A 21,922-nucleotide genomic window follows, 5' to 3' on the forward strand; every position below is an offset into this window, starting at 1 on the left:
CGGCTACGGTAGTGCGTCGGCCGGGAATTGCGCGGGATCGAAAGCGCCCAAGGCCACGTCGCCGAAGTCGGCCGGGCCCTGTTGGCGCTGCGCGTTCTTGCCGTCGTCACGATCGAAGCCGCGCGAGACGATGCCGGCCAAGTGCCAGGCATCGTCCTGGGCGCGATAAACGAATCGGTATTCGCTGGACCACAGTTCGCGCGAGCCGCCTTCGAAGCGCAGAGTGAACTCGCCTTTGCCCGTGCGCATGGCCTGCAACGGATCGCCGCTCATGCCGCCGCAGTTACGGCACAGGATGGCCTTGGGGCTGTTCACCGCCAGCCGAAAAGTACCGCCGGCATCGCGCCGTAACAGCAGCAGCGCGCGCGGCGCCGTGGCGACCGCGCTGTCGCCGGTCGGCTCGATCACCAGCAGCGCATCCTCGTCGCCATCCCCGTCCAGATCGCCGCGTGCGCTGGCGCGCAAGGCGGTACCGGCCGGAACGTGGACGGCCAGGTCGTCGGCTTGGGCCGCCGCAGGCGCCGGGCCGGCGGCGGCCGCCGCGGCGGACCGGTGATCGGTGGCCGCGCTTTGCGATGCGCAGCCGGCCGTCAGCCACAGCGTCGCCGCGAACGCGGCGCACCGCGATGCGTTGGACAGGCTGCGCGTGTTGCGAGGGTGGAAGGAAGAGCGTCGTGCCATGGCAATCCTTTGCGATGCCTGAGTGGTTCGTTCGCGGGCGCGATAAGGCGTCGATCGCGAGCGGATAACCCGACTCTATCGGACCGGATCGGGCGTATGTCTTCACACAACGTGGACCTGCACGCGAACGGTGCCAGTGGACGTTTTAGATGTGCTCTATGGGTGTTATTCGTGAGTAGAAGTGAGCTGACAATGAGGCAGAGGCTTTACAGGGCGAGCTTTGTAAGGCTCAGCGCGCCGCTTTGCCGCCCGTCCGATCAATCCAAAAAAATCAGCCAGGCCGCCACCACGATCAGCCCGAATCCCGCCCAATGGTTCCACTTCAGCGGTTGCTCCAGGTACCAGGCCGAGAAGCCGGCGAACACCAGCAAGGTGATGACCTCCTGCAGGCCCTTGAGCTGCGGCGCCGAGTAGACCGCGCTGCCGATGCGGTTGGCCGGGACCATCAGGCAGTATTCGAAGAAGGCGATGCCCCAGCTGATCAGGATCGCCGCGGTCAACGGCGCCGACTTGTACTTGAGGTGGCCGTACCAGGCGAAGGTCATGAACAGGTTGGAGCCCAGCAACAGCAGGATCGGGTAGAGGCGGTCGGTGAGCATGGGGGCGGTTCGCAGGGAGAGGCGGGCAGCTTAACGCCGGGCCTTCACGGGGCGTCCACCCCGGCCCCGGCAGTCTTCACAAAACTGAAGGAAATGGAGAGCTGCATGCAGGGCACTAGAGACGGGGGCTTGGTCCTGATCGTTGAGGACAACCGCAACATCTCCGAGATGGTGGGCGAATACCTGGAAGGGCGTGGCTTCGAAGTCGACTACGCCGCCGACGGCCTGGACGGTTACCGTCTGGCGGCCGAGAACAGTTACGACGTGGTGGTGCTGGACCTGATGCTGCCGCGCCTGGACGGCATCGAGGTGTGCAAGCGCCTGCGCGAGGAAGCGCGCAAGTCGACGCCGGTGCTGATGCTGACCGCGCGCGACACCCTGGACGAGAAGCTCACCGGCCTCAGCGCCGGCGCCGACGACTACCTGACCAAGCCCTTCGCGATCCAGGAACTGGAAGCGCGCCTACGCGCCCTGATCCGCCGCGAGCGCCGCCAGGTCGGCGGCGAGGTGCTCAAGGTCGCCGATCTGGTGCTGGACCCGGCCAGCCTGCGCGTGACCCGCGGCGGCAGCGAACTGCAGCTGTCGCCGATCGGCCTGCGCCTGCTGACCATCCTGATGCGCGAATCGCCGCGGGTGGTGAGCCGTCAGGAGATCGAGCGCGAGATCTGGGGCAACGGCCTGCCGGATTCGGACACCTTGCGCAGCCATCTGTACAACCTGCGCAAGACCATCGACAAGCCGTTCGGCAAGCAGCTGCTGCATACCGTGCAAAGCGCAGGCTACCGCGTCGCGGATATCTCGCAACCGCCGGATTGAGCCTGCCTCCATGCCGCAGGGGTTGCCGCGCAAGATCAAGCTTGCCTTCATCGCGCAGGCGTTGATCGGCAGCATCGTCATCACGCTGGGCATCGGCCTGGCGGGCCTGCTGGTGCGCAACCTGGTGCTGGAGCAGCGTATGCAGCGCGAGGCCGACGCGTTCTGGGCCGGCCACGCGCGCGATCCCGCCCATCCGCTGCCGCGCACCTCGACCACGGACGGCTATTTCATCCCCACCGGCGCCGGCAACGACGCGTTGCCGGAGGCCGCGCGCGGGACCAGCCGGCAGGGCCTCAACGAGCTGCCGCACGACGAACGCGTGATGCTGGTGGACCGGCGCGAGGCGGGCACCTTCTACCTGCTGTACTCCTCGGAACTGATCGACGAGGCCATCGCGTTCACCGGGTTGGCCTCGCTGCTGCTGTCCCTGCTCACCATGTACCTGATCTCGTGGATGACCTACCGCAACACCAAGCGGCTGGTCACGCCGGTCAACCGCCTGGCGGCGGCGGTCGCGCACTGGGATCCGCGCGATCCGCGCGCGGTCGCCCACTCGCTGGACAGCCTGCCGCAGGACATGGGCAGCGAGGTGCGGCAACTGTCCACCGCACTGCGCGGCCTGGCCCAGCGCGTGGGCGAGTTCGTCCAGCGCGAGCGCGATTTCACCCGCGACGCCAGCCATGAGCTGCGCACGCCGCTGACCGTGATCCGGGTGGCCACCGACCTGATGCTGGCCGACCCGGAAACCCCGCAGCGCGCGCAACGCTCGCTGGCGCGCGTGCAGCGCGCCGGACGCGACATGGAGGCGGTGATCGACGCCTTCCTGATCCTGGCCCGCGAGGCCGAGATCGCGCCGCAGAGCGAGGAGTTCCCGGTGCGCGAGATCGTCGATCACGAGGTCGAGCGCGTGCGCCCGATGCTCAACGGCAAGGACGTCGAGCTCAACGTGAGCGACGACGGCGCGCCGCGCCTGCTGGCGCCGCCGCACGTGCTCAGCGTGATGGTCGGCAACCTGCTCAGCAACGCCGTGCGCTTCACCGACGCGGGCCGCATCGACGTGCACCTCACGCGCGACGGCATCGAGATCCGCGACACCGGCATCGGCATGTCGGCCGAAACCCTCAACCGCGCCTTCGACCCGTTCTACCGCGCCGACTTCTCCGGTGTGGAGGGCAAGGGCATGGGCTTGTCGATCGTGCGCCGGCTGGGCGAGCGCTTCGGCTGGCCGGTCCAGCTCAGCAGCGTGCCGGGGCAGGGGACGTTGGCGGTGATCCGCTTCAGTCACTGAGCGTTGCGCCGCGCGCTCCGGGGCGCGGCCTGTGGCGCCATGCCGCCGCCGCGTCGGCCTCTTCGGTCGCGCCCCCTGGAACGCCCCCTTCGATGCCCTGCTTGGGAATTCGTGGCGTCCAGGCTGATGGTTCGCGGACGATCGCCACCGCGATGGCGAAATCCGCGCCGGCTCGCGACGTTTGCGTGCTGCCCGGCATCCAGTTCGACTGGCCAGACGCAAACCGGCATATCGGGCGCCCCCGCCTTGCCGCTAAGCTGAGCGCGGCATGAAGCGGTCCTGGCCGGGAACGATTCCGCCCCTCGATCTGTCAACCCAACGCCGCCGCGCGCGTTGCCGGCTCCATACCTTCCAGCCAGAACCTCATGAGCGCAGCCCGTAAGCCGCAGTCGCCCGTCCGCAAGTCTTCGCCCTGGATCCGCCGCGCCGTCGTGGCGGCGGTGCTGCTGGCCCTGGCCGGCGGCGGTTACGTCTACTACAACCGCAGCAGCGCGCAGGCCGAGGCCTCGGCCTATCGCACCGCCAAGGCCGAGCGCGGCGACATCCGCGTGGCGATCTCCGCCACCGGCGCGCTGGCCGCGATCTCCACGGTCGACGTCGGCAGCCAGATTTCCGGCCAGGTCACCGACGTGCTGGTGGACTTCAACGACCGCGTCACCAAGGGCCAGGTGATCGCCAAGATCGATCCCAGCACCTACCAGGCGCAAATCGCCCAGGGCTCGGCCCAGGTCACCAGCGCGCGCGCCAGCCTGGCCACCGCGCAGGCCACCTTGCGCAATGCCGAACTCGACTTCCAGCGCAAATCGGCACTGGTCGAACGCCAGTTGGTCGCGCGCAGCGACGCCGACCTCGCGCGCGCCGCGCGCGATCAGGCGCGCGCCCAAGTTTCCGCGGCCGAAGCGCAGATCCACCAGCAGATCGCCTCCACCCAGACCTCGCGGCTGAACCTGGAGCGCACCGTGATCCGCGCGCCCGTCGACGGCGTGGTCCTGACCCGCACGGTCGAGCCGGGCCAGACCGTGGCCGCCAGTCTGCAGTCGCCGGTGCTGTTCCAGATCGCCGAGGATCTGTCGAAGATGGAAATCGTGCTGGCCATCGACGAGGCCGACATCGGCCAGGTCAAGGCCGGGCAGGGCGTGAGCTTCACGGTCGATTCCTTCCCCGACCGCCAGTTCCGCGGCAAGGTCCAGCAGGTGCGCCTGTCGGCCACCAACACCAGCAACGTGATCACCTATCCGGTGGTGGTGTCGGTGGACAACGCCGATCAGATCCTGCTGCCGGGCATGACCGCCAATGCCGAGATCGAGGTCAGCCGCCGCGACGACGTGCTGCGCGTGGGCAACGCCGCGCTGCGCTACAAGCCAGCCGAGGACGATCCGGCCGCGCAGGGCGCCGCCGGTCCGGGCGGTCCCGGTGGCCCGGGCGGCGCCGGTCCCGGCGCGCGCGGCGGCATGGCCGCCGACCTGCCGCGCGTGGCGCAGCAGCTCAAGTTGACGGCGCAGCAGCAGGCGGTGTTCGACGCCGCGCTGGAAGCGATGAAGCAGCGCTCGGCCGCGCGCCAGGCGGCGCCGGCCGCGAACGGCGGCGGCAGCACGCTGTTCGGCGGTCGCGGCCCCGGCGGCGGTGGCGGCGGCATGATCATCCGCGCGGGCGGCGGCGGCGGTGGCGGCGGCGCGGCTGCCGGCGCGATGCGCCAGCGCATGCAGGAGCGCTTCAACCAGCAGTTCGCCGAGTTCCGCGGCAGCCTCACGCCGGAACAGCAGACGCTGTGGGACAGCGAGGTCGCGGCCCTGCTCAATGCGCGCCGCGCGCCCTTGTACAAGCTGGTCAAGGGCAAGCCCGAAATGGTGGTGGTGCGCGTGGGCGCCAGCGACGGCAACTGGACCGAGGTCTCGGGCAACATCCAGGCCGGCGACGAAGTGATCGTCGGCAGCGGACGCAGCGCCAAATGAGTCAGGCGTCCGCCACCGCCGGCGCCGCGGTGATCGAAACGCGCGCGCTGGGCAAGGTCTATTCGCCGGGCACCGAGGCCGAGGTGATCGCGCTGCATGCGGTCGACCTGCGCATCGCGCGCGGCGAATTCGTCGCGATCATGGGGCCGTCGGGCTCGGGCAAGTCGACGCTGATGAACCTGATCGGCTGCCTGGACACGCCCAGCAGCGGCCAGTACCTGTGCGACGGCGTCGACGTGGCCACGCTGGACGCGGAGGAGCGCGCGGTGCTGCGGCTGGAGAAGATCGGTTTCGTGTTCCAGGGCTTCAACCTGCTGCCGCGCATGAGCGCGCTGGAGAACGTGGCCATGCCGATGGGCTATGCCAACGTGCCGCGCGAGGAGCGCCTGCAGCGCGCGCGCGAAGCGCTGGATTCGGTGGGCCTGGCCGAGCGCGCGGGGCATCGTCCCAGCGAGCTGTCCGGCGGCCAGCAGCAGCGCGTGGCGATCGCACGCGCACTGATCAATCGCCCGCCTATCCTGCTTGCCGACGAACCCACCGGCGCGCTGGACACCAAGACCGGCGAGGAGATCCTGGCGTTGTTCAAGCGCCTGCAGGCCGAGGATCACACGGTGGTGCTGATCACCCACGATCCCGACGTGGCCGCGCATTGCGACCGCGTGTTCGCGATGCGCGACGGCGAGTTGCACGAGCAAGGGGCGGCGGCATGAGCGGCGTCGCGCTGAGAGCAAATCCCCCTCGATCCCCCTTTTTCAAAGGGGGAAGCAAAGCGCAACGCGAACACGTGCGCGATTCCTCGGCAGTGTGCTTCCCCCCCTTTGAAAAAGGGGAGCAGGGGGGATTCGCTCTAGATCCTTCGGCCCACGGAGCGCACGCATGAACTTCTTGGAGGTCCTGCGCACCGCCGTGTTCGCCCTGCGCGGCAACTGGCTGCGCAGCGCCCTGACCTCGCTGGGCGTGATCATCGGCATCGCCGCGGTGATCGTGATGGTGTCGGTGGGGCAGGGCACCCAGGCCGAGATCGACAAGCTGGTGTCGGGCCTGGGCTCGAACCGCCTGGACATCAGCTCCGGCGCCGGGCGCGGCACCGGCGGCGCGCGCCAGAGCGCGTCCAGCTTCTTCACCTTGAACGAGGGCGACATCGACGCGATCCGGCAGGAGATACCGGAGGTGCAGTACGTCGCCGGTTCGCTGCGCGGCGGCACTCAGGTGGTCTACGCCGAGAACAACTGGTCCACGCAGTGGCAGGGCGTGCAGCCGGAGTTCTTCGACATCAACGGCTGGACCGTCGCCTCCGGCAACGGCTTCGATTCGCGCGACTACAGCGGCGGCGGCAAGTCGGTGATCCTGGGCGAAACCGTGCGCCGCGAATTGTTCGGCGACGAGGACGCGATCGGCCAGACCCTGCGCCTGGGCCGGGTGCCGTTCACCGTGGTCGGCACGCTCAAGCCCAAGGGCCAGGGCGGCTTCGGCCAGGACCAGGACGATATCCTGCTGGTGCCGTTGGAAACCGGCCGCCGCCGCCTGCTGGGCGCGATGGGCCTGCCGCCGGGCGCGGTGATGCAGATCGCGGTCGGCGTAGGACGCGCCGACGACGTGAGCTATGCGCAGGGCGAGATCGAGGCGCTGCTGCGCCAGCGCCACAAGATCCAGCCCGGCGCAGACGACGATTTCACCGTGCGCAACATCGCCGAGATCGTGGCCACGCGCACCGCCACCACCAACCTGATGTCCAAGCTGCTGGGCGCGGTGGCGACGATCTGCCTGATCATCGGCGGCATCGGCATCATGAACATCATGCTGGTGTCGGTCACCGAGCGCATCCGCGAAATCGGCCTGCGCATGGCGGTGGGCGCCGGCCCCAGCGACATCCGCCGGCAGTTCCTGGCCGAGGCGATGGTGATCGCGATGATCGGCGGCGTGATCGGCATCGCCATCGGCGTGGTCGGCGCGCTGCTGGTCGGCAAGCTGGGCTCGCTGCCGGTGGCCCTGAATGCCAAGGTGGTCGGCCTGGCGGCGGCGTTCTCGATCGCCACCGGCCTGTTCTTCGGCTACTACCCGGCGCGCAAGGCCTCGCTGCTGGATCCGATCGAGGCGCTGAGGCAGCAGTAAACGGCCGCCGCGGACCCCGACCACCGGCACGGGTGGGCGGGGGCGCCGCGTGGCAAGGTGCGCTCCACACTTCGGATCGGAGCGGCTATGAGCAAGTGGTGGTCCCTGGCGCTGCTGTCGTTGCAGGCCTTCGGCGCGCAGGCGGCGCAGACCGCGCCCGCGGCGGCGCCCGCATCGACGACGGTGACGATCCTCGGCGTCGATCACGCCGCCCAGCTGGTGTCCGAGCGCGATCAGCCGGCCTTGCTGACGGCCTTCCTGGAGCGCGTCGCGCCCGACGCGATCTGCATCGAACGCGCACCGGAGGCTTACGCGCGCGGCGACTACTACGAGTTCACCTACGAGGTGCAGGACGTGGTGGTGCCGTACGCGCGTCGCGAAGGTATCGAGCTGTGCCCGATCGACTGGGAGCCGTCGGTCGAGGACCAGCGCCTGGGTTTCGGCATGAGCCTGGACGTGCCGCCGGAGCTGCGCCTGCTCAAGGGCTTTCCGAGCTTCCTCACCTTCGGCGCCGACGCCCTGCAACGCGATCTGTTCCGCGCCGACGATCCGGCCAACGTCGCCAAGGTCACGCAATGGGCGGCCACGCCGGCCAAGCGCGGCAAGGACGATCTGGCGCGACGGATGTACCTGTATCGCACTTACCTGCAGGCGCGCCGTATTCTCGCCGCCGCGCGCGCGCATCCGGGCGGCACGATCGCGGTGGTGGTGGGCGAGTTCCACAAGCACGACATCGAGGCGATTCTGAAAGACGAGCCGGGCCTGCGTCTGGCGCAGCCATCCAGTTACGGACGGCCCGACGCCAAGCAGGTCGCCGCGCACGACCGGCCCGAGTACCGCGTCGCCATCGCCAGCTTCAATCTGCTGGGACAGCAGTCGTCGACCGGTGCGGTGGACTACGCCTTCGTCGGCCGCAGCTTGGAAAAGCTCGAAGCCGCCGGCGCGACGCCGCAAACGCGGCTGTTCCGCGTCCGCCTGGAGTTGTTGCAGGGGAAGATCGCGCGCGAGACCGCGATCGCCCGTTATCGCGCCATCGCCGCCGAGGCCGGCGACGCGCGTTTCGGCTGGAACGGCGTCAAGGACGCGGCGCGCGTGGATTCGTATTTCGACGCCTTCGGCAATCTCGACGTGCGCCGACGCGCGCTGCTGGAGGCCGCGCGCGAGACCTGGGCGGCAGGCGACAGCGCCGGCGCGCAGGCCCTGTTCGAGGCCTGCGCCGAAGGCCTGAGCGCACGCCAGCGCAATCAGCTGCGCGGCTATTGGGAGCGCGATGTGGCGGTGAAGCCGACGGCGGAGAAAGCGCCCGGCAACTAGCGCCTTGGGGTGGCAGCGGCGCAAGCCGCGACCACGCCAATACGATCCACGGCGAAGCATAGGCAGCCGTGGCCTACATCGTTGTCGCGATTTCGCGGTCGCAGCTTACGCAGCTCCCACAGGGACGACGGGAACCTCCAGGCTTTCTGCGGGTGCGACGTAAGTCGCGATCGCGCGGTATCGGGGCGCGACGGGGCGCCCCAAGCGCCGTGCCGGCCGTTATCCTCGCGGTACCGAAGGAGACCGCCATGCGCCTGCCGATTCTTTTGTTGAGCCTCGCCGCCATGTCCAGCACCGTTCATGCCCAGACCCCGTCCGCCGATCAGCGTCCCATCGCATTGGTGATCCACGGCGGCGCCGGCTTCGTGCCGCGCGATTCGCTCAGCGAAGCCGACCGCAAGGCCGCGCGCGCCGAACTGGACCGCGCCCTGGACGCCGGTTATGGCGTGCTCAAGGGCGGCGGCAGCGCACTGGACGCGGTGTCGGCGGCGGTGGTGGTGTTGGAGGATTCGCCGATCTTCAACGCCGGCAAGGGCGCGGTGTTCAACGCCCGCGGCGGCCACGAGCTGGACGCGTCCATCATGGAAGGCCACACCCGCCGCGCGGGCGCGGTGGCCGGCGTCACCACCATCAAGAACCCGATCAAGCTGGCGCGCACGGTGATGGAGCACAGCCCGCACGTGATGCTGGCGGCCGCGGGCGCGGAAGCCTTCGCCGACACGCGGCCGGAGATCGAGCGCGTGCCCAACAGCTACTTCGACACGCCCAAGCGCCGCCAGCAGTTGGAGAAGGCGCAGCGCGAGGAGGCGGCCAAGAGCAAGCGCGAGGCCAACGCCGGCACCGATGCGCCCAAGTACTTCGGCACCGTGGGCGCGGTGGCGCTGGACCGCGCGGGCCATATCGCTGCGGCCACCAGCACTGGCGGCATGACCAACAAGCGCTACGGCCGCGTCGGCGATTCGCCGATCATCGGTGCCGGCACCTGGGCCGACGACCGCTGCGGCGTGTCGGGCACCGGCTGGGGCGAGTACTACATCCGCTACAACGCCGCCCACGACATCTGCGCGCGCGTGACCTACCGCGGCGACAGCCTGCAGGCGGCGGCGGACGAGGTCATCAATAAGATCATCCCGGCCGCCGGCGGCGACGGCGGCGCGATCGCGCTGGACCGCGAGGGCAACATCGCGATGCCGTTCAACAGCGGCAGCATGTTCCGCGGCTGGATCAAGCCCGACGGCAGCCGCGGGACGGCGATCCACGAAGCGGAGTGAGGGCGGGCCGAGGGCCCGACCTCAGGCGGCCCTCAGCCGGCGCGCGCGCCACCTCCTCCCGCGAGCGGGAGAAGGGAATCCATGGCGGAGCCGGTTTCCTGCTTTAGCCCCTCTCCCGCCTGCGGCGCCCGACGGGTGTGCAAGGCTGAGAGGGCTTGGGGTGAAGGCCGCCTAGCGGTTTTGGCCTCATCCGCCCTGCGACGGCGACCACTCCTGCATGCGCGCCTGCATCTCCTCCTCGGACACTTCCTCGATGTGCGTGGCCAGGGTCCACTTGTGGCCGTAGGGATCGACGACGGTGCCGGTACGGTCGCCCCAGAACTGGTTCTGCACGGGCTTGTCGACGCTGCCGCCGGCGCGGATCGCCTGGTCGAAGGCGGCATCGGCGTCGTCGACGTAGATCATGAAAGCGGCGGTCGCGCCGCCGCGGCTCTTGGGGCTGAGCGCGTTCATATCCGGCCACTCGTCCGACAGCATGATCGCCGAGTCGCCGATGCGGATTTCGGCGTGGCCGATCTTGTCGCCCATCGGCAGGCGGTAGCTTTCGGTGGCGTTGAACGCGCGCACGTAGTAGTCGATCGCGCCGGCGGCGTCGTCGACGATCACGTACGGGGTAACGCTGTGGTAGCCGTCGGGGCGGGGCTTAACTGCCATGTCGGTGTCTCCTGGACGGGCGGATGGGGCGCGCAGCCCGTCGGACGCCCGGGCGGGGGCCGGTGCGCGCTGCGCTGGCCGCGATGCTGACCTGGGCGATTCTCGTGGGCTGAGACGGCGGGCGGGCTGCGGAAGGGGCGCCGGCGCCGTCGCGCGGGAGCGCGTCGGGCGGGCGGGAGCCGCAGGGGCCATCGGCCGCGAACCCGGAGGCTAGCGCGCCGGGCGCTAAGCGGGCGCGAACGCCCCGTTTCGCCGTCTTTGGCAGGAACGTGCCCGTCAGCGCCGTCTCCGGGGCGGCGGAGCAAGGCTTATGGCAAAATCCCGGGCTTGTAGCGGCCGCCGGCTGCGCCCCGCCGGCCCGTCCGGAGAGAGCCCGACCCTCATGCCCATGACCGAGCAGTACCGCCGCGGCCGCGCCGCCGCGCCGTCCGTCCTGCCGCCGCCGCATCTGGCCGGCCCGGTCCTTCTCCGTCCTACGGCCCGCTGAGACCGCCATGGCAGACGAATTCGGTCATTTGCCGCGCGGCCCGCAGCGCATCCTCAAAGCCGCCATGTGGTCCATGCAGGGCCTGCGCGCGGCCTGGCTGCATGAATCTTCGTTCCGGCTTGAGGTCTATCTGTTCGTGGTGCTGGCCCCGCTGGGCTGGTGGCTGGGCCAGACCCCGGTCGAGCGCGTGCTGCTGATCGGCTCGATGCTGCTGGTGCTGAGCATCGAGCTGCTGAACTCGGCGGTGGAAGCGGTGATCGAACGCTACGGCCCGGAATTCCACGAACTCGCCGGCCGCGCCAAGGACATGGGCTCGGCGGCGGTGTTCGTATTGATGATGAACGTACTGCTGACCTGGGGCGCGATCGTCGTGCCGCGCCTGCTGTAGAGCGCGCCCGCCCCGACACCGGTACGACCCGCGCGCATCGCGCGCACCACCCGTTTTGCTAAGCCTAGGAACCCCGCTGTGATTGAGCTGCTTACCGATCCGCAAGTCTGGATCACCCTGGTCACCCTGAGCGCGATCGAGATCGTGCTGGGCATCGACAACCTCGTCTTCATCTCGATCGCGGTCAGCAAGCTGCCGTACGCGCAGCGCGAGAAGGCGCGCAAGTTCGGTATCGCCGTGGCCTGCATCACGCGTATCGCGCTGCTGCTGACCCTGGCCTGGCTGGCTGGTCTCACCAGCGACCTGTTCTCGGTGTTCGGTCAGGGCATTTCGGTGCGCGACCTGGTGCTGATCCTCGGCGGCGCCTTCCTGCTGGTGAAGGGCACGATGGAAATGCGCGACATGATCGTCGGCGCGGGCGAGTCCGAGGACGTGCACAGCAAGCCGGCGGCGTCGTTCATGGCCGTGATCGCGCAGATCGCGGTGATCGACATCGTGTTCTCGCTGGACTCGGTGATCGCCGCGGTCGGCATGGCCAGCCACACCTCGGTGATGGTGGCGGCGATCCTGCTGGCGGTGGCGGTGATGCTGCTGGCGTCCAAGCCGCTGGGCGAATTCATCGACCGCAACCCGACCATCAAGATGCTGGCGCTGGCCTTCATCGTCCTGGTCGGCGCGTATCTGGTCGCCGACGGTTTCGAGGTGCACATTCCCAAGGGCTACCTCTACGGCGCGATGGGCTTCTCCGCCCTGGTGGAGTGCCTGAACCTGTGGGCCAAGCGGCGCGCCATGCGCCGCGTCGAGGCCGACTGACCGACGGGTTCGCGGACGGTGCCGCCATCGGCGGCGCCGTCACGCGGCGTCCATTGCAAGGCGCGGGCGCGGGTGGTGCAATGCGCCATCCTCCGAAGGAGTTGCGCCATGCGTAAGCTCATGATGTCGCTGCTGCTGGTGTCGGCCGCGGTCCTGCTCAGCGGTTGCGGCTACAACACCATCCAGCAGAAGGACGAGGCGGTGAAAGCGTCCTGGTCGCAGGTGCTCAACGTCTACAAGCGACGTGCCGATCTGGTGCCCAACCTGGTTGCGACCGTGAAGGGCTACGCCAGCCACGAGCAGCAGGTGCTGACCCAGGTCACGCAAGCGCGCTCCAAGGTCGGCAGCATCAACGTCAACGCCGACGATCCGGCCTCGGTGGAGCAATTCCAGCAGGCCCAGGGCGAACTCAAGAGCGCGATCGGCCGCCTGCTGGTGGTCAGCGAGAACTATCCGCAGCTCAAGGCCGACCAGAACTTCCTGCAGCTGCAGGCGCAGCTGGAAGGCACCGAGAACCGCATCACCGTCGAGCGCCAGCGCTACATCCAGTCGGTGCAGGACTACAACACCTACGTGCGCTCGTTCCCGCAGAACCTGACCGCGATGATCTTCGGCTACAAGGCCAAGCCCAATTTCTCGGTCGAGAACGAACAGCAGATCCAGCAGGCGCCGCAGGTCGATTTCGGCCAGCCGGCCGCGCAGCCGGCACCGCAGCAACCCGCGCCGCAGCAGCAGCCGGCACCGGCGGGCTGAGCGGCGCGGCGGCGGACGCCGGGCGATGAGGCGCACCCACGCCGGCGCCGGCCGCGCCTTCGCGCGCGGCTGGCTCTGGACGCTGGCCCTGTGGCTGGTCTGCGCGCTCGCGCAGGCGCAGACGCTGGCGCCGATCCCGGCGCTGGACTCGCCGGTGATCGACACCACCGGCACCCTCGACGCCGCCAGCCGCCAAAGCCTGGAGGCGCAGGCGATCGCGCTGCAGCAGCGCAAGGGCAGCCAGTTGCAGGTGCTGGTGGTGCCCACCACCCAGCCCGAGGACATCGCCCAGTACGCGGTGCGCGCGTTCGAGCAATGGAAGATCGGCCGCAAGGGCGTCGACGACGGCGTGCTGCTGGTGGTCGCCAAGGAAGACCGGCGGGTCCGCATCGAAGTCGGCTACGGCCTGGAAGGCGCGATCCCCGACGCCACCGCCAGCCGCGTGATCCAGGAATACCTGGTGCCGCACTTCCGCAGCGGCGACTACGCCGGCGGCATCGGCGCGGCCAGTACGGCGCTGACCAAGCTTATCGACGGCGAACCGCTGCCGGCGCCCATGGCCGACAACCGCGGCGACAGCGGCGGAGGCGGCGGCGAAAGCTTCCTGATCGCCCTGTTCGTGGCGTTCGTGGTGGCCCAGGTCGCGCGCGGCATTTTCAACGGCGCGCCGCGCCCGCTGCGCGCGCTGCTCGGCGCCGGCGCGGCCGGCGGCGTGGCCTGGCTGCTGTCCTCGCTGCTGCTGGTCGGCGGCATCGGCGCGGCGATCGGCTTCGTGATCGGTCTGATCAGCACGCCGCGCGGCGGCCGCTTCGCCCGCGACGCGGGCTGGGGCGGCTGGGGCGGTAGCGGCGGCGGAGGTTGGGGCGGTGGCGGTGGCTTCGGCGGTGGCGGAGGCGGCTGGTCGGGCGGCGGCGGTTCCAGCGGAGGCGGCGGCGCCTCCGGCAGTTGGTAAGGGAGACGAGGCCGATGCGCCTGCTCAAGCACCTGTTCGCTCCGTCGGCCTCGCGGCTGTTTCCCGAGCCGCTGCTGCGCCGGGTGGCCGCGGCGATCGCCGCCAGCGAGCTGCGCCACAGCGGCGAAATCTGTTTCGCCGTCGAACCGGCCTTGCCCGCGCGCGCGGTCTGGGCCGGGCGTCAGGCGCGCGCGGCGGCGATGGACGCGTTCGCCCATCTGCGGGTCTGGGACACGCGCGCCAACAACGGCGTGCTGCTGTACCTGTTGCTGGCCGACCATCGCATCGAAATCGTCGCCGACCGTGGCTTCGACGGGCGGGTCAGCGCCGAGCAGTGGCGCGGGGTCTGCCAGCTGGTCGAGGACCGGCTGCGCGCCGGCGACGCCGAGGCGGCGGTGCTGGATGGGATCGAGGCCATCTCGGCGTTGCTGGCGGAGCACTATCCGCGCGCCGAGGGCGACCAGGACGTCAACGAGCTGCCGGATTTGCCGCGGATTCTTTGAGGCGCGGGGAGGGTGGGGTTCCGGCCCTTGCGGCATCCCCTGCTCCCGCTAGCGGGAGAGGGTGGCGCGCAGCGCCGGATGAGGCCGCGGAGCGTCCGATCCCCGCCCCGTCACGTAACGCACCGTCCCGCCGCAAGCCGCCCACGGTGGGCTGGCGGCAAAGCACGCGGCATGCCCCTCGGGCACAATACGGGCATCCCCATACGCCGGGCCGCCACGCCGCATGATCTACCTGCACCAGATCGATCCGATCGCCATCCATCTCGGCCCACTGCAAGTGCACTGGTACGGGATCATGTATTTGATCGGCTTCGGCCTGGCCTGGTGGCTGGGGCAGCGCCGGGTGCGCGCCGGGCGCCTGCCGGGCGTGAGCGAGCAGGCCTACGGCGATCTGCTGTTCTACGCCATGCTCGGCGTGGTCCTGGGCGGCCGCTTCGGCTACGTGCTGTTCTACGCGTTCGGCGATCTGCTCAGCGATCCGCTGATGCTGTTCCGGATCTGGGAAGGCGGCATGAGCTTCCACGGCGGCCTGCTGGGCGTGATGGCGGCCGCGCTGTGGTGGGCGCACAAGCACCGTCTGCACTTCTTCGACGTGATGGATTTCGTCGCTCCGCTGGTGCCGCCGGGGCTGGGCTTCGGCCGCCTGGGCAATTACATCGGCGGCGAGCTCTGGGGTAAGCCCACCGGCGCCGACTGGGGCGTGATCTTTCCGCGTGCGCCGGAGTTCGTCGACTGGACCGCGCAGCAGATCCAGAGCCAGTACGCGGCCGGCGCGCTCAACCATTTCGCCCGCCATCCCTCGCAGCTGTACCAGGCCGCGCTGGAAGGGCTGACCATGTTCGTGCTGCTGTGGTGGTTCTCCAGCAAGCCGCGCCCGCGCTACGCGGTGTCGGGCCTGTTCGCGCTGCTGTACGGCTGCTTCCGGTTCCTGGTCGAGTTCGTGCGCGTGCCCGACGCCAAGCCCGGCTACATCGCCTTCGGCTGGCTGACCATGGGCCAGCTGTTGAGCGTGCCGCTGATCCTGCTGGGCCTGTATTGGCTGTGGCGCTCGCGCCGCTCGCCGACCCTGCAACCGCAAGCCGTCGCGAAGGAGGGCTAAGCGTGCGTCAGTACCTCGACCTGTTGCGCCACGTGCTGGAACACGGCAGCGAAAAATCCGACCGCACCGGCACCGGCACGCGCAGCGTGTTCGGCTGGCAGCTGCGTTTCGACCTCAACCAGGGCTTTCCCCTGGTCACCACCAAGAAGCTGCACCTGCGCTCGATCGTGCACGAGCTGCTGTGGTTCCTGCAGGGCGACACCAACGTCGCCTACCTGAAGGACAACAAGGTCAGCATCTGGGACGAATGGGCCGACGCCGACGGCGAGCTGGGGCCGGTGTACGGCAAGCAGTGGCGGCGTTGGGCCGGCGCCGACGGGGTAGAGATCGACCAGATCCGCTGGGTGATCGACGAGATCAAGCGCAATCCCGATTCGCGCCGCCTGATCGTCAGCGCCTGGAACGTCGCCGACCTGCCGCGCATGGCGCTGATGCCCTGCCACACCATGTTCCAGTTCTACGTCGCCGACGGAAAGCTCAGCTGCCAGCTGTACCAGCGCAGCGGCGACATCTTCCTGGGCGTGCCGTTCAACATCGCCAGCTACGCGCTGCTGACCCACATGGTCGCGCAGGTCTGCGGGCTGGGCGTGGGCGATTTCGTGCATACGCTGGGCGATGCGCATCTGTATTCCAACCACTACGAACAGGCGCGCGAACAGCTCTCGCGCGAGCCGCGCGCGCTGCCGACGCTGACGCTCAATCCGCAGGTGCGCGACATCTTCGGTTTCCGCTACGACGACATCGCGATCGAGCATTACGATCCGTTGCCGGCGATCAAGGCGCCGGTCGCGGTCTGACGGCAGCATCACACCCTGGGGGAGGGGAGCATGGGACGACAAGGAATCGTCATCGCCGCCACGCTGGGTCTGGCCGCGACGCTGTGCGCGGCCGCGGTGCTTGCCGCCGATCCCGCGCCGGCCAGCCTGGAAGGCGTCGCCGGCCGCACGCGCCTGCCCACCGCGATCAAGGTCGACTCCGAGGCGTCGGACGCGGTGCGCGGCGGGCAGCGCAGCGCTCATGCGCTGCGTCTGGAGCGTAACGGCAAGATCGAGGAGGCCATGCTGTCGCAGTCGTGCGTGACCGCGCCGCCGGACCTGCGCACCGAAAAAGATCTGCAGGCGCTGATGCAGGGCCTGGCGGTGATGCAGCGCCAGACCCAGGGCAAGGCCAACGGCTGGGTGACGATGGGCGAGCGGCGCGGCTACCGCATGGACTGGGTCCTCGGCAGCGGCGAGGTGGCGACGATGTGGATGGTGCCGATGGGCGCGTACATGGCCGTGCTGCGCTACGAGCGCCGGGCCGATTTCTCGCTCGACGACGAAACGATCAACGCGATAGAGAAAATGGAGTTCCGATGCGGTACGACACCCTGATCAAGACCGCGTTCGCGGCGACGCTGACCGCGGCCCTATGGTTGCCGGCGTCTTCCGCGCACGCCGAGGACAAGGCGGCGCTGGCGACCCGTGCGTTCGCGCGCGTGGAGCCGATGCTGCGCACGATGGCGACCGATGCGATGGCCAGCGGCATGTCGATGGAGAACGATCCGCGCTTCAAGGACTGCCCGGAGGCCGGCCGCAGGATGGGCAAGAGTCTGCAGGACGGCGTCTTGCCGGTGATCGTCGAGCTGTTCTTCAGCGGCGACAATCGCAAGCGCGTCGAAGCGGCGATGGCCGACAGCTACAGCGTCGAGCAATTGCGCGTCATCGCCGCCGGCGGCGAACCGCCGGCCGCAGACGCCGGGTCGGAAAAGTTCGGCCAGGCGATGGCGGCGCTGCAGGGCTCGTTCCAGCAGGAGGTCATGCAGGACAGCCGGGTGACGGCGGAGTTGACCAAGGCCGTGCAGGCCGGGGTGCTCGCGTCCGTCGAGTGCAAGGCTAAAGCGCAGGATTGAACGGCGACGGGATGCGAGGCGAGGACAACCGATGCGGCGCGAACCTCTGATCCGGACTGCGTTGGCGGTGCTGCTGGCCGCCACGTTGTGGCTGCCGGCCGCTGCGCAAGCGCCGGACGAACGCGCCCTGGCCGCGCGCGTCTACGAGCGCATCGAGCCGATGCTGAGCGAGATGATGAAGAAGGCCTATCTGGACAGCTTGTTCAGCGGCGACCTCAAGGCGTTCGCCGGTTGCGACGATGTCGCCACCCAGCTGCGCGCCGACCTGGGCCGCGACACCACGCCGGTGATGATGGAACTGTTCTTCAACCCGGACATGCGCCGACGCGTGGAAGGCCTCCTGGTCGACGTCTACGATGCCGATCAGCTGCGCGTCACCGCCGAAGGCGGCAGCGCGCCGACGAGACCGGAACAGTCGGCCGCGATCGCCGCTGCGTTTCGCGAGCTCGGTGCCGATTTCCAGCAGCGCATCGCCCGCGACGACCGCTACATCGCCGCGGTTACCCGGGCCATGCAGAACGCGGTCGAGCCGATGCGGCAATGCCGCGCGCGGCGAGCCGCGGAGTAGGCGGACGAACACTCGGGCAGCCGCCATGGGTGCGTCGACGAATCGCAATCACGACTAGGGGAACGCAGTGCCTAACAAGACCATTTCGACTCTCGCCGCCCTCGCGCTGGCGGCCGTGCTGGGCAACGCGCAGGCGGCGAATTCGCCGAAGTACGAGGCCGCGCTGGAGCGCTACTACGATCTGACCTACGGGCACCAGATCGAGCAGCTCGGCATCGACGAGCTGTCGGAGAAATTTCGCGAGGGCGCGATGTCCAAGCCCGAAGCCAAGGCCTGCCCGGCGCTGGGCCAGGCGATCGACGACTTCTCCAAGAACGAGTTCCGCAAGGCGATCACCGATTATTTCCACTCGCCGGAGCTGAAGGCGCAGATCGTCGCCGCCATGCGCAAGCAGCTGACCGAGGCCGATCTGAACGCCTATCTGGCCTTCGTCGACACACCGGCCGGCAAGTCCTATCTCGCGCACAGCCAGGCGTCGCACGTCGAAGTCGAGAAGGCCATCGCCGAGATGACCGAGAAGATGGACCAGTCGCCGGCGTTCAAGACCATGATGACCGACATGGTGGCCAAGCTGGTGCCGGTGATGATGACCTGCAACGCCAAGAAGTAGGCGTCGCGGTCGGCGGCGACGTCTGCCGGCTGGAAGCGGCTAGGCGACGGCAGGGACGCGTTCGATTCCTGACGAGGTGATGGAATGAATCCGATAGCGAAATGGCACGGGGCGGTCGAGGACGCGTGCGCGCGCCGCGCCGACCTGGGCCTGCTGGTCCTGCGCGTGGCGATAGGCGCGCACCTGATGGTCATGACCCAGGACAACGTGTTCTCGTGGGCGCGCATGCTGGAGTTCCGCGACTTCATGGCCCATCACGGCTTCGCGTTCCCGCTGTTTTGCGCGGTGCTGTCGGTGATCGGCCAGTTCTTCGGCGGATTGGCGCTGGTGCTGGGCCTGTGCACGCGTTTCGCCGGGCTGGTGGTGGCGATCAACTTCGTGGTCGCGGTGTGGATGGTGGACTCCAAGCTGCCGTACCCCGGCGCGTTCCCGGCGCTGGCCCTGGTCGCCAGCGGCGTGTGCCTGATGTTCACCGGCGGCGGGCACTATTCGCTCGACCGCGTCTGGCGCAAGCGGCCATGATGCGGCTGTCGCTGATCGCGGCCTTGGACCGCGACCGCGGCATCGGCCGCGGCAACGAACTGCCCTGGCGGCTGCCCGACGATCTCAAGCGCTTCAAGGCGCTGACCCTGGGCAAGCCGGTGCTGATGGGGCGCAAGACCGCGCAGTCGCTGGGCCGCGCGCTGCCGGGACGGCGCAACCTGGTGCTTACGCGTTCGGGCGAGGTGCCGTACGCGGGGATGCAATCCGTGGACTCGGTCGAGGCCGCGCTGGCCATCGCCCACGAGGACGCCGCACCGGAGCTGTGCGTGATCGGCGGCGGCGAGATCTACGCGCTGTGCCTGCCGGCGGCGACCCACCTGCACCTGACCTATGTCGACACCGTGGTCGCCGACGCCGATGCGCATTTCCCGCGCTTCGACGCCCAGGCCTGGCGCGTGCTCGCGCGCGAGCAGCATGCCGCCGACGAGCGCCACGCGCACGCGTTCGAGTTCGTCGATTACGCGCGGTTGGGGATGGATGCCTGATCGGACGCGGCAAGCCGGTGCTTCGCAGCCCGTTGAGCCCGATCGCGGCTCACGCCGCTCCCACAGAAAGCCGTCCGTAGGATGCGGTGAGTCGCAGGCGAACCGCATCGTCGCGCGGTTCGGCGATGACGACGGTGCGGTTGCCGCCGCATCCTGCGGCTAGCGCTTTTCTTCCAGCACCGGCCGGTAATGTCCGGTGATCGGATAGGCGAACAGCAGGTCGCCTTCCTCGGTGCCGCGCGCGATGTTGTGCAGGATCAGCGGGTCGCCGTCCCAGGATTTGCGTTCGGAGACGATGCCGATGTGCGGCGTGCCGCCGCCGAGATCCCAGGTGACCAGGTCGCCCGGGCGGTAGTCGGCGGCGCGATCGCTGACGGTCTGCTGCCAGCCCTGGCGTTCGAACCAGCGCCGCAGATTGGGTACGCGGCGGTGGTCGATGTTGCGGTCGGTGCCGCGTGCGCCCCAGCTGCGCGGATAGCGGGCGAAGTTCGCACGCATGTCCTCGTGCAGCGCCTGCTGCAGGTCCAATCCCTGCGTGCGCAGCGCGCGGATGACCACGTCGGTGCAGACGCCGCGGTCGGCGGCGACGTCGCCGCCGGGGTAGTCCAGGCGCACGTAGGCGGGGTCGTAGTAGCGCACCACGCCGATCTGCGCGCGCGCGGCGCGCACCAGCGGGTGGGTGGGCACGCTCGCGCGGGCTGGCGCGGGCGCGGGCGCTGCGGTGGCGGGCCTGGCTTCGCTGCGCGGCGCTTCGGCGCGGTCGGCGCAGGCCGCTGCGAACGCCGCCAGCAAGGCGACGGCCGCGCAGCGATACAGCGTCGCGGCCGTGGGGTTCACGCAGCCGGTCGCGGCGGTCGCGGTTTGGGCGGGTTCGCCGGCACGTCGCGGCCCGGCACCTGGACCACGCGCAGCTCGTCGGTGTCCAGCTGCAAGGCGGTGAGCTTGCCGCCCCAGACCGCGCCGGTGTCGATCGCGTGCACGCCGTGGCCGATGAACAAGCCCAGCGTCGACCAGTGGCCGCAGACGATCTTGAGGTCGCGCTCGACCCGGCCCGGCACTTCGTACCAGGGGTACAGGCCGACCGGCTGGGTGCCCGGGCTGCCCTTGTCCTCGAACGCGATGCGGCCGCGCGGCGTGCAGTAGCGCAGGCGGGTGAAGATGTTGATGATCGCGCGGTGGCGGTCGATGCCGGCCAGTTTGGGATTCCAGGCCGGGCGGTCGCCGTACATGTTCTTGAGCAGGCGCCCGTACTGCTCGCTGTGCAGGCGCTCCTCGATCTCGCGCGCATGACGCTCGGCCAGCTGCGTGGTCCACTTCGGCGCCAGGCCGGCGTGCACCATCATCCAGCCCAGTTGGCGATCGGCGTGGACCAGCTTCTGCTTGCGCAGCCAGCCCAGCAGTTCGTCGCGGTCCGGCGCCAGCACGATGCGTTGCAGATCGGGATTGACCTTGCGCTGCTCTTCCTCGCGGCGCTCGCCGATGGCCAGCAGCGACAGGTCGTGGTTGCCCAGCACCACCACGCTATTGGCGCGCAGCGAATGCACCAGGCGCAGGGTTTCCAGCGACTGCCCGCCGCGGTTGACGAGGTCGCCGCAGAACCACAGCGTGTCGCGGGCGGGGTCGAAATTGATCCGCTCCAGCAACCGCTGGGTGGGGTCGTAGCAGCCTTGCAGGTCGCCGATGGCCCAAACGCTCATATCCGAATCGTTCCGTGCGTCAGTGCAGGGTGCGCGGCACGGTCAGGGTGAAGGCCGGGATCGGCGCTTCGAAGCGGGTGCCGTCGTCGGCGACCATCGCATAGCTGCCCTCCATGGTGCCCAGGCTGGTTTCCAGCACGGCGCCGGAGGTGTACTCGAAGTCCTCGCCCGGACGCAGCCAAGGCTGTTCGCCGACCACGCCTTCGCCCTCGACCTCCTGGACCTTGCCGTTGGCGTCGGTGATCACCCAGTGGCGCGAGAGCAGGCGCGCGGGCACGCGTCCGGCGTTGCGGATGTTGATGGTGTAGGCAAAGACATAGCGGTCCTGCTCCGGCTCGGACTGATCGTCGAGGTAGCGGGTGGCGACGGCGATGTCGAAAGCGTAGTCGTGACGGTGTTCCATGCCGGCAGTGTAAGCAAAGCGGGCATGAAGCGGGAATGAGCAT

26 protein-coding genes are annotated in these 21,922 nt (G+C 69.3%); 20 read left to right on the forward strand and 6 right to left on the reverse strand.

Annotation, left to right across the window (positions count from 1 at the left end):
* Window positions 1–3: 3 nt before the first annotated feature.
* Together LVB77_RS06005 and LVB77_RS06010 are read right to left on the reverse strand one after the other, a co-directional pair.
* Window positions 4–681 carry a hypothetical protein gene (locus LVB77_RS06005; protein WP_232909281.1) on the reverse strand — a complete coding sequence of 226 codons (678 nt, stop codon included), beginning with the start codon at window positions 679–681 and terminating at the stop codon, window positions 4–6.
* A 257-nt stretch (window positions 682–938) separates the two neighbouring features.
* Entirely contained in the window at window positions 939–1,295 is a 357-nt protein-coding gene (locus tag LVB77_RS06010; protein ID WP_232910182.1) for a DMT family protein, read from the reverse strand.
* A gap of 90 nt (window positions 1,296–1,385) precedes the next feature.
* On the opposite strand from LVB77_RS06010, the gene LVB77_RS06015 reads away from it, so the two are divergent.
* From LVB77_RS06015 to LVB77_RS06045, 7 genes are all read left to right on the forward strand, one after another.
* Complete coding sequence (locus LVB77_RS06015; RefSeq protein ID WP_055900565.1) at window positions 1,386–2,096, forward strand: response regulator transcription factor; 711 nt, start codon at window positions 1,386–1,388, stop codon at window positions 2,094–2,096.
* A gap of 10 nt (window positions 2,097–2,106) precedes the next feature.
* Window positions 2,107–3,384 (forward strand): HAMP domain-containing sensor histidine kinase, encoded by a 1,278-nt coding sequence (locus LVB77_RS06020; RefSeq protein WP_232909282.1) that lies wholly within the window; start codon window positions 2,107–2,109, stop codon window positions 3,382–3,384.
* 365 nt (window positions 3,385–3,749) lie between these two features.
* Window positions 3,750–5,336: an efflux RND transporter periplasmic adaptor subunit gene (locus tag LVB77_RS06025; protein ID WP_232909283.1), complete on the forward strand. Its 1,587-nt coding sequence runs from the start codon at window positions 3,750–3,752 to the stop codon at window positions 5,334–5,336.
* On the forward strand, window positions 5,333–6,046 hold the full coding sequence (locus LVB77_RS06030) for an ABC transporter ATP-binding protein (protein ID WP_232909284.1): 714 nt from the start codon (window positions 5,333–5,335) through the stop codon (window positions 6,044–6,046). The genes LVB77_RS06025 and LVB77_RS06030 overlap by 4 nt, the downstream gene beginning before the upstream one ends.
* 166 nt (window positions 6,047–6,212) lie before the next feature.
* A complete protein-coding gene (locus LVB77_RS06035) occupies window positions 6,213–7,448 on the forward strand; it encodes an ABC transporter permease (protein ID WP_232909285.1) in 1,236 nt (411 codons plus the stop codon).
* 87 nt (window positions 7,449–7,535) lie between these two features.
* Window positions 7,536–8,762, forward strand: coding sequence for a hypothetical protein (locus tag LVB77_RS06040; protein ID WP_232909286.1), 1,227 nt, complete (start codon window positions 7,536–7,538; stop codon window positions 8,760–8,762).
* Window positions 8,763–9,046: 284 nt separating this feature from the next.
* Entirely contained in the window at window positions 9,047–10,033 is a 987-nt protein-coding gene (locus LVB77_RS06045; RefSeq protein ID WP_232910184.1) for an isoaspartyl peptidase/L-asparaginase, read from the forward strand.
* Window positions 10,034–10,219: 186 nt separating this feature from the next.
* On the opposite strand, the gene LVB77_RS06050 is transcribed toward LVB77_RS06045, so the two are convergent.
* Entirely contained in the window at window positions 10,220–10,687 is a 468-nt protein-coding gene (locus LVB77_RS06050) for a VOC family protein (protein ID WP_232909287.1), read from the reverse strand.
* A 494-nt stretch (window positions 10,688–11,181) separates the two neighbouring features.
* On the opposite strand from LVB77_RS06050, the gene LVB77_RS06055 reads away from it, so the two are divergent.
* The 13 genes from LVB77_RS06055 (at window position 11,182) to LVB77_RS06115 (ending at window position 19,779) form a co-directional block, all read left to right on the forward strand.
* Window positions 11,182–11,562, forward strand: coding sequence for a diacylglycerol kinase (locus LVB77_RS06055; RefSeq protein ID WP_232909288.1), 381 nt, complete (start codon window positions 11,182–11,184; stop codon window positions 11,560–11,562).
* Between the two features lie 78 nt (window positions 11,563–11,640).
* Window positions 11,641–12,375, forward strand: a complete 735-nt coding sequence (locus tag LVB77_RS06060) for a TerC family protein (protein WP_232909289.1) — start codon at window positions 11,641–11,643, stop codon at window positions 12,373–12,375.
* Between the two features lie 108 nt (window positions 12,376–12,483).
* Entirely contained in the window at window positions 12,484–13,128 is a 645-nt protein-coding gene (locus LVB77_RS06065) for a LemA family protein (protein WP_232909290.1), read from the forward strand.
* A gap of 25 nt (window positions 13,129–13,153) precedes the next feature.
* Entirely contained in the window at window positions 13,154–14,080 is a 927-nt protein-coding gene (locus tag LVB77_RS06070; RefSeq protein WP_232909291.1) for a TPM domain-containing protein, read from the forward strand.
* Window positions 14,081–14,094: 14 nt separating this feature from the next.
* A complete protein-coding gene (locus LVB77_RS06075; RefSeq protein ID WP_232909292.1) occupies window positions 14,095–14,583 on the forward strand; it encodes a TPM domain-containing protein in 489 nt (162 codons plus the stop codon).
* A 223-nt stretch (window positions 14,584–14,806) separates the two neighbouring features.
* The gene (gene lgt / locus LVB77_RS06080) at window positions 14,807–15,682 is read left to right on the forward strand and encodes a prolipoprotein diacylglyceryl transferase (protein WP_232909293.1); all 876 of its coding nucleotides are present in this window, start codon (window positions 14,807–14,809) and stop codon (window positions 15,680–15,682) included.
* A gap of 2 nt (window positions 15,683–15,684) precedes the next feature.
* Window positions 15,685–16,479, forward strand: a complete 795-nt coding sequence (locus tag LVB77_RS06085) for a thymidylate synthase (RefSeq protein WP_232909294.1) — start codon at window positions 15,685–15,687, stop codon at window positions 16,477–16,479.
* A gap of 30 nt (window positions 16,480–16,509) precedes the next feature.
* Window positions 16,510–17,055 (forward strand): hypothetical protein, encoded by a 546-nt coding sequence (locus LVB77_RS06090; RefSeq protein ID WP_232909295.1) that lies wholly within the window; start codon window positions 16,510–16,512, stop codon window positions 17,053–17,055.
* Window positions 17,037–17,573: a hypothetical protein gene (locus tag LVB77_RS06095; protein WP_232909296.1), complete on the forward strand. Its 537-nt coding sequence runs from the start codon at window positions 17,037–17,039 to the stop codon at window positions 17,571–17,573. Before LVB77_RS06090 ends, LVB77_RS06095 begins: the two co-directional genes overlap by 19 nt.
* A gap of 31 nt (window positions 17,574–17,604) precedes the next feature.
* The gene (locus tag LVB77_RS06100) at window positions 17,605–18,141 is read left to right on the forward strand and encodes a hypothetical protein (RefSeq protein WP_232909297.1); all 537 of its coding nucleotides are present in this window, start codon (window positions 17,605–17,607) and stop codon (window positions 18,139–18,141) included.
* A 67-nt stretch (window positions 18,142–18,208) separates the two neighbouring features.
* Window positions 18,209–18,751: a DUF2059 domain-containing protein gene (locus LVB77_RS06105; RefSeq protein WP_232909298.1), complete on the forward strand. Its 543-nt coding sequence runs from the start codon at window positions 18,209–18,211 to the stop codon at window positions 18,749–18,751.
* An 84-nt stretch (window positions 18,752–18,835) separates the two neighbouring features.
* Window positions 18,836–19,273, forward strand: coding sequence for a DoxX family protein (locus tag LVB77_RS06110; RefSeq protein WP_232909299.1), 438 nt, complete (start codon window positions 18,836–18,838; stop codon window positions 19,271–19,273).
* Window positions 19,273–19,779 (forward strand): dihydrofolate reductase, encoded by a 507-nt coding sequence (locus tag LVB77_RS06115; RefSeq protein WP_232910186.1) that lies wholly within the window; start codon window positions 19,273–19,275, stop codon window positions 19,777–19,779. The genes LVB77_RS06110 and LVB77_RS06115 overlap by 1 nt, the downstream gene beginning before the upstream one ends.
* A 159-nt stretch (window positions 19,780–19,938) precedes the next feature.
* Here the strand turns inward: LVB77_RS06115 and LVB77_RS06120 are convergent, their stop codons facing one another.
* Genes LVB77_RS06120 through apaG form a run of 3 tightly spaced genes read right to left on the reverse strand, consistent with a single transcriptional unit; the run spans window position 19,939 to window position 21,879 of the window.
* Complete coding sequence (locus tag LVB77_RS06120; RefSeq protein WP_232909300.1) at window positions 19,939–20,616, reverse strand: DUF1287 domain-containing protein; 678 nt, start codon at window positions 20,614–20,616, stop codon at window positions 19,939–19,941.
* Window positions 20,613–21,476, reverse strand: coding sequence for a symmetrical bis(5'-nucleosyl)-tetraphosphatase (locus LVB77_RS06125; protein WP_232909301.1), 864 nt, complete (start codon window positions 21,474–21,476; stop codon window positions 20,613–20,615). The genes LVB77_RS06120 and LVB77_RS06125 overlap by 4 nt, the downstream gene beginning before the upstream one ends.
* Window positions 21,477–21,495: 19 nt before the next feature.
* Complete coding sequence (gene apaG / locus LVB77_RS06130) at window positions 21,496–21,879, reverse strand: Co2+/Mg2+ efflux protein ApaG (protein WP_055900614.1); 384 nt, start codon at window positions 21,877–21,879, stop codon at window positions 21,496–21,498.
* Window positions 21,880–21,922 lie beyond the last annotated feature (43 nt).

The organism is Lysobacter sp. 5GHs7-4 (assembly GCF_021284765.1).
Classification (GTDB): domain Bacteria; phylum Pseudomonadota; class Gammaproteobacteria; order Xanthomonadales; family Xanthomonadaceae; genus Lysobacter.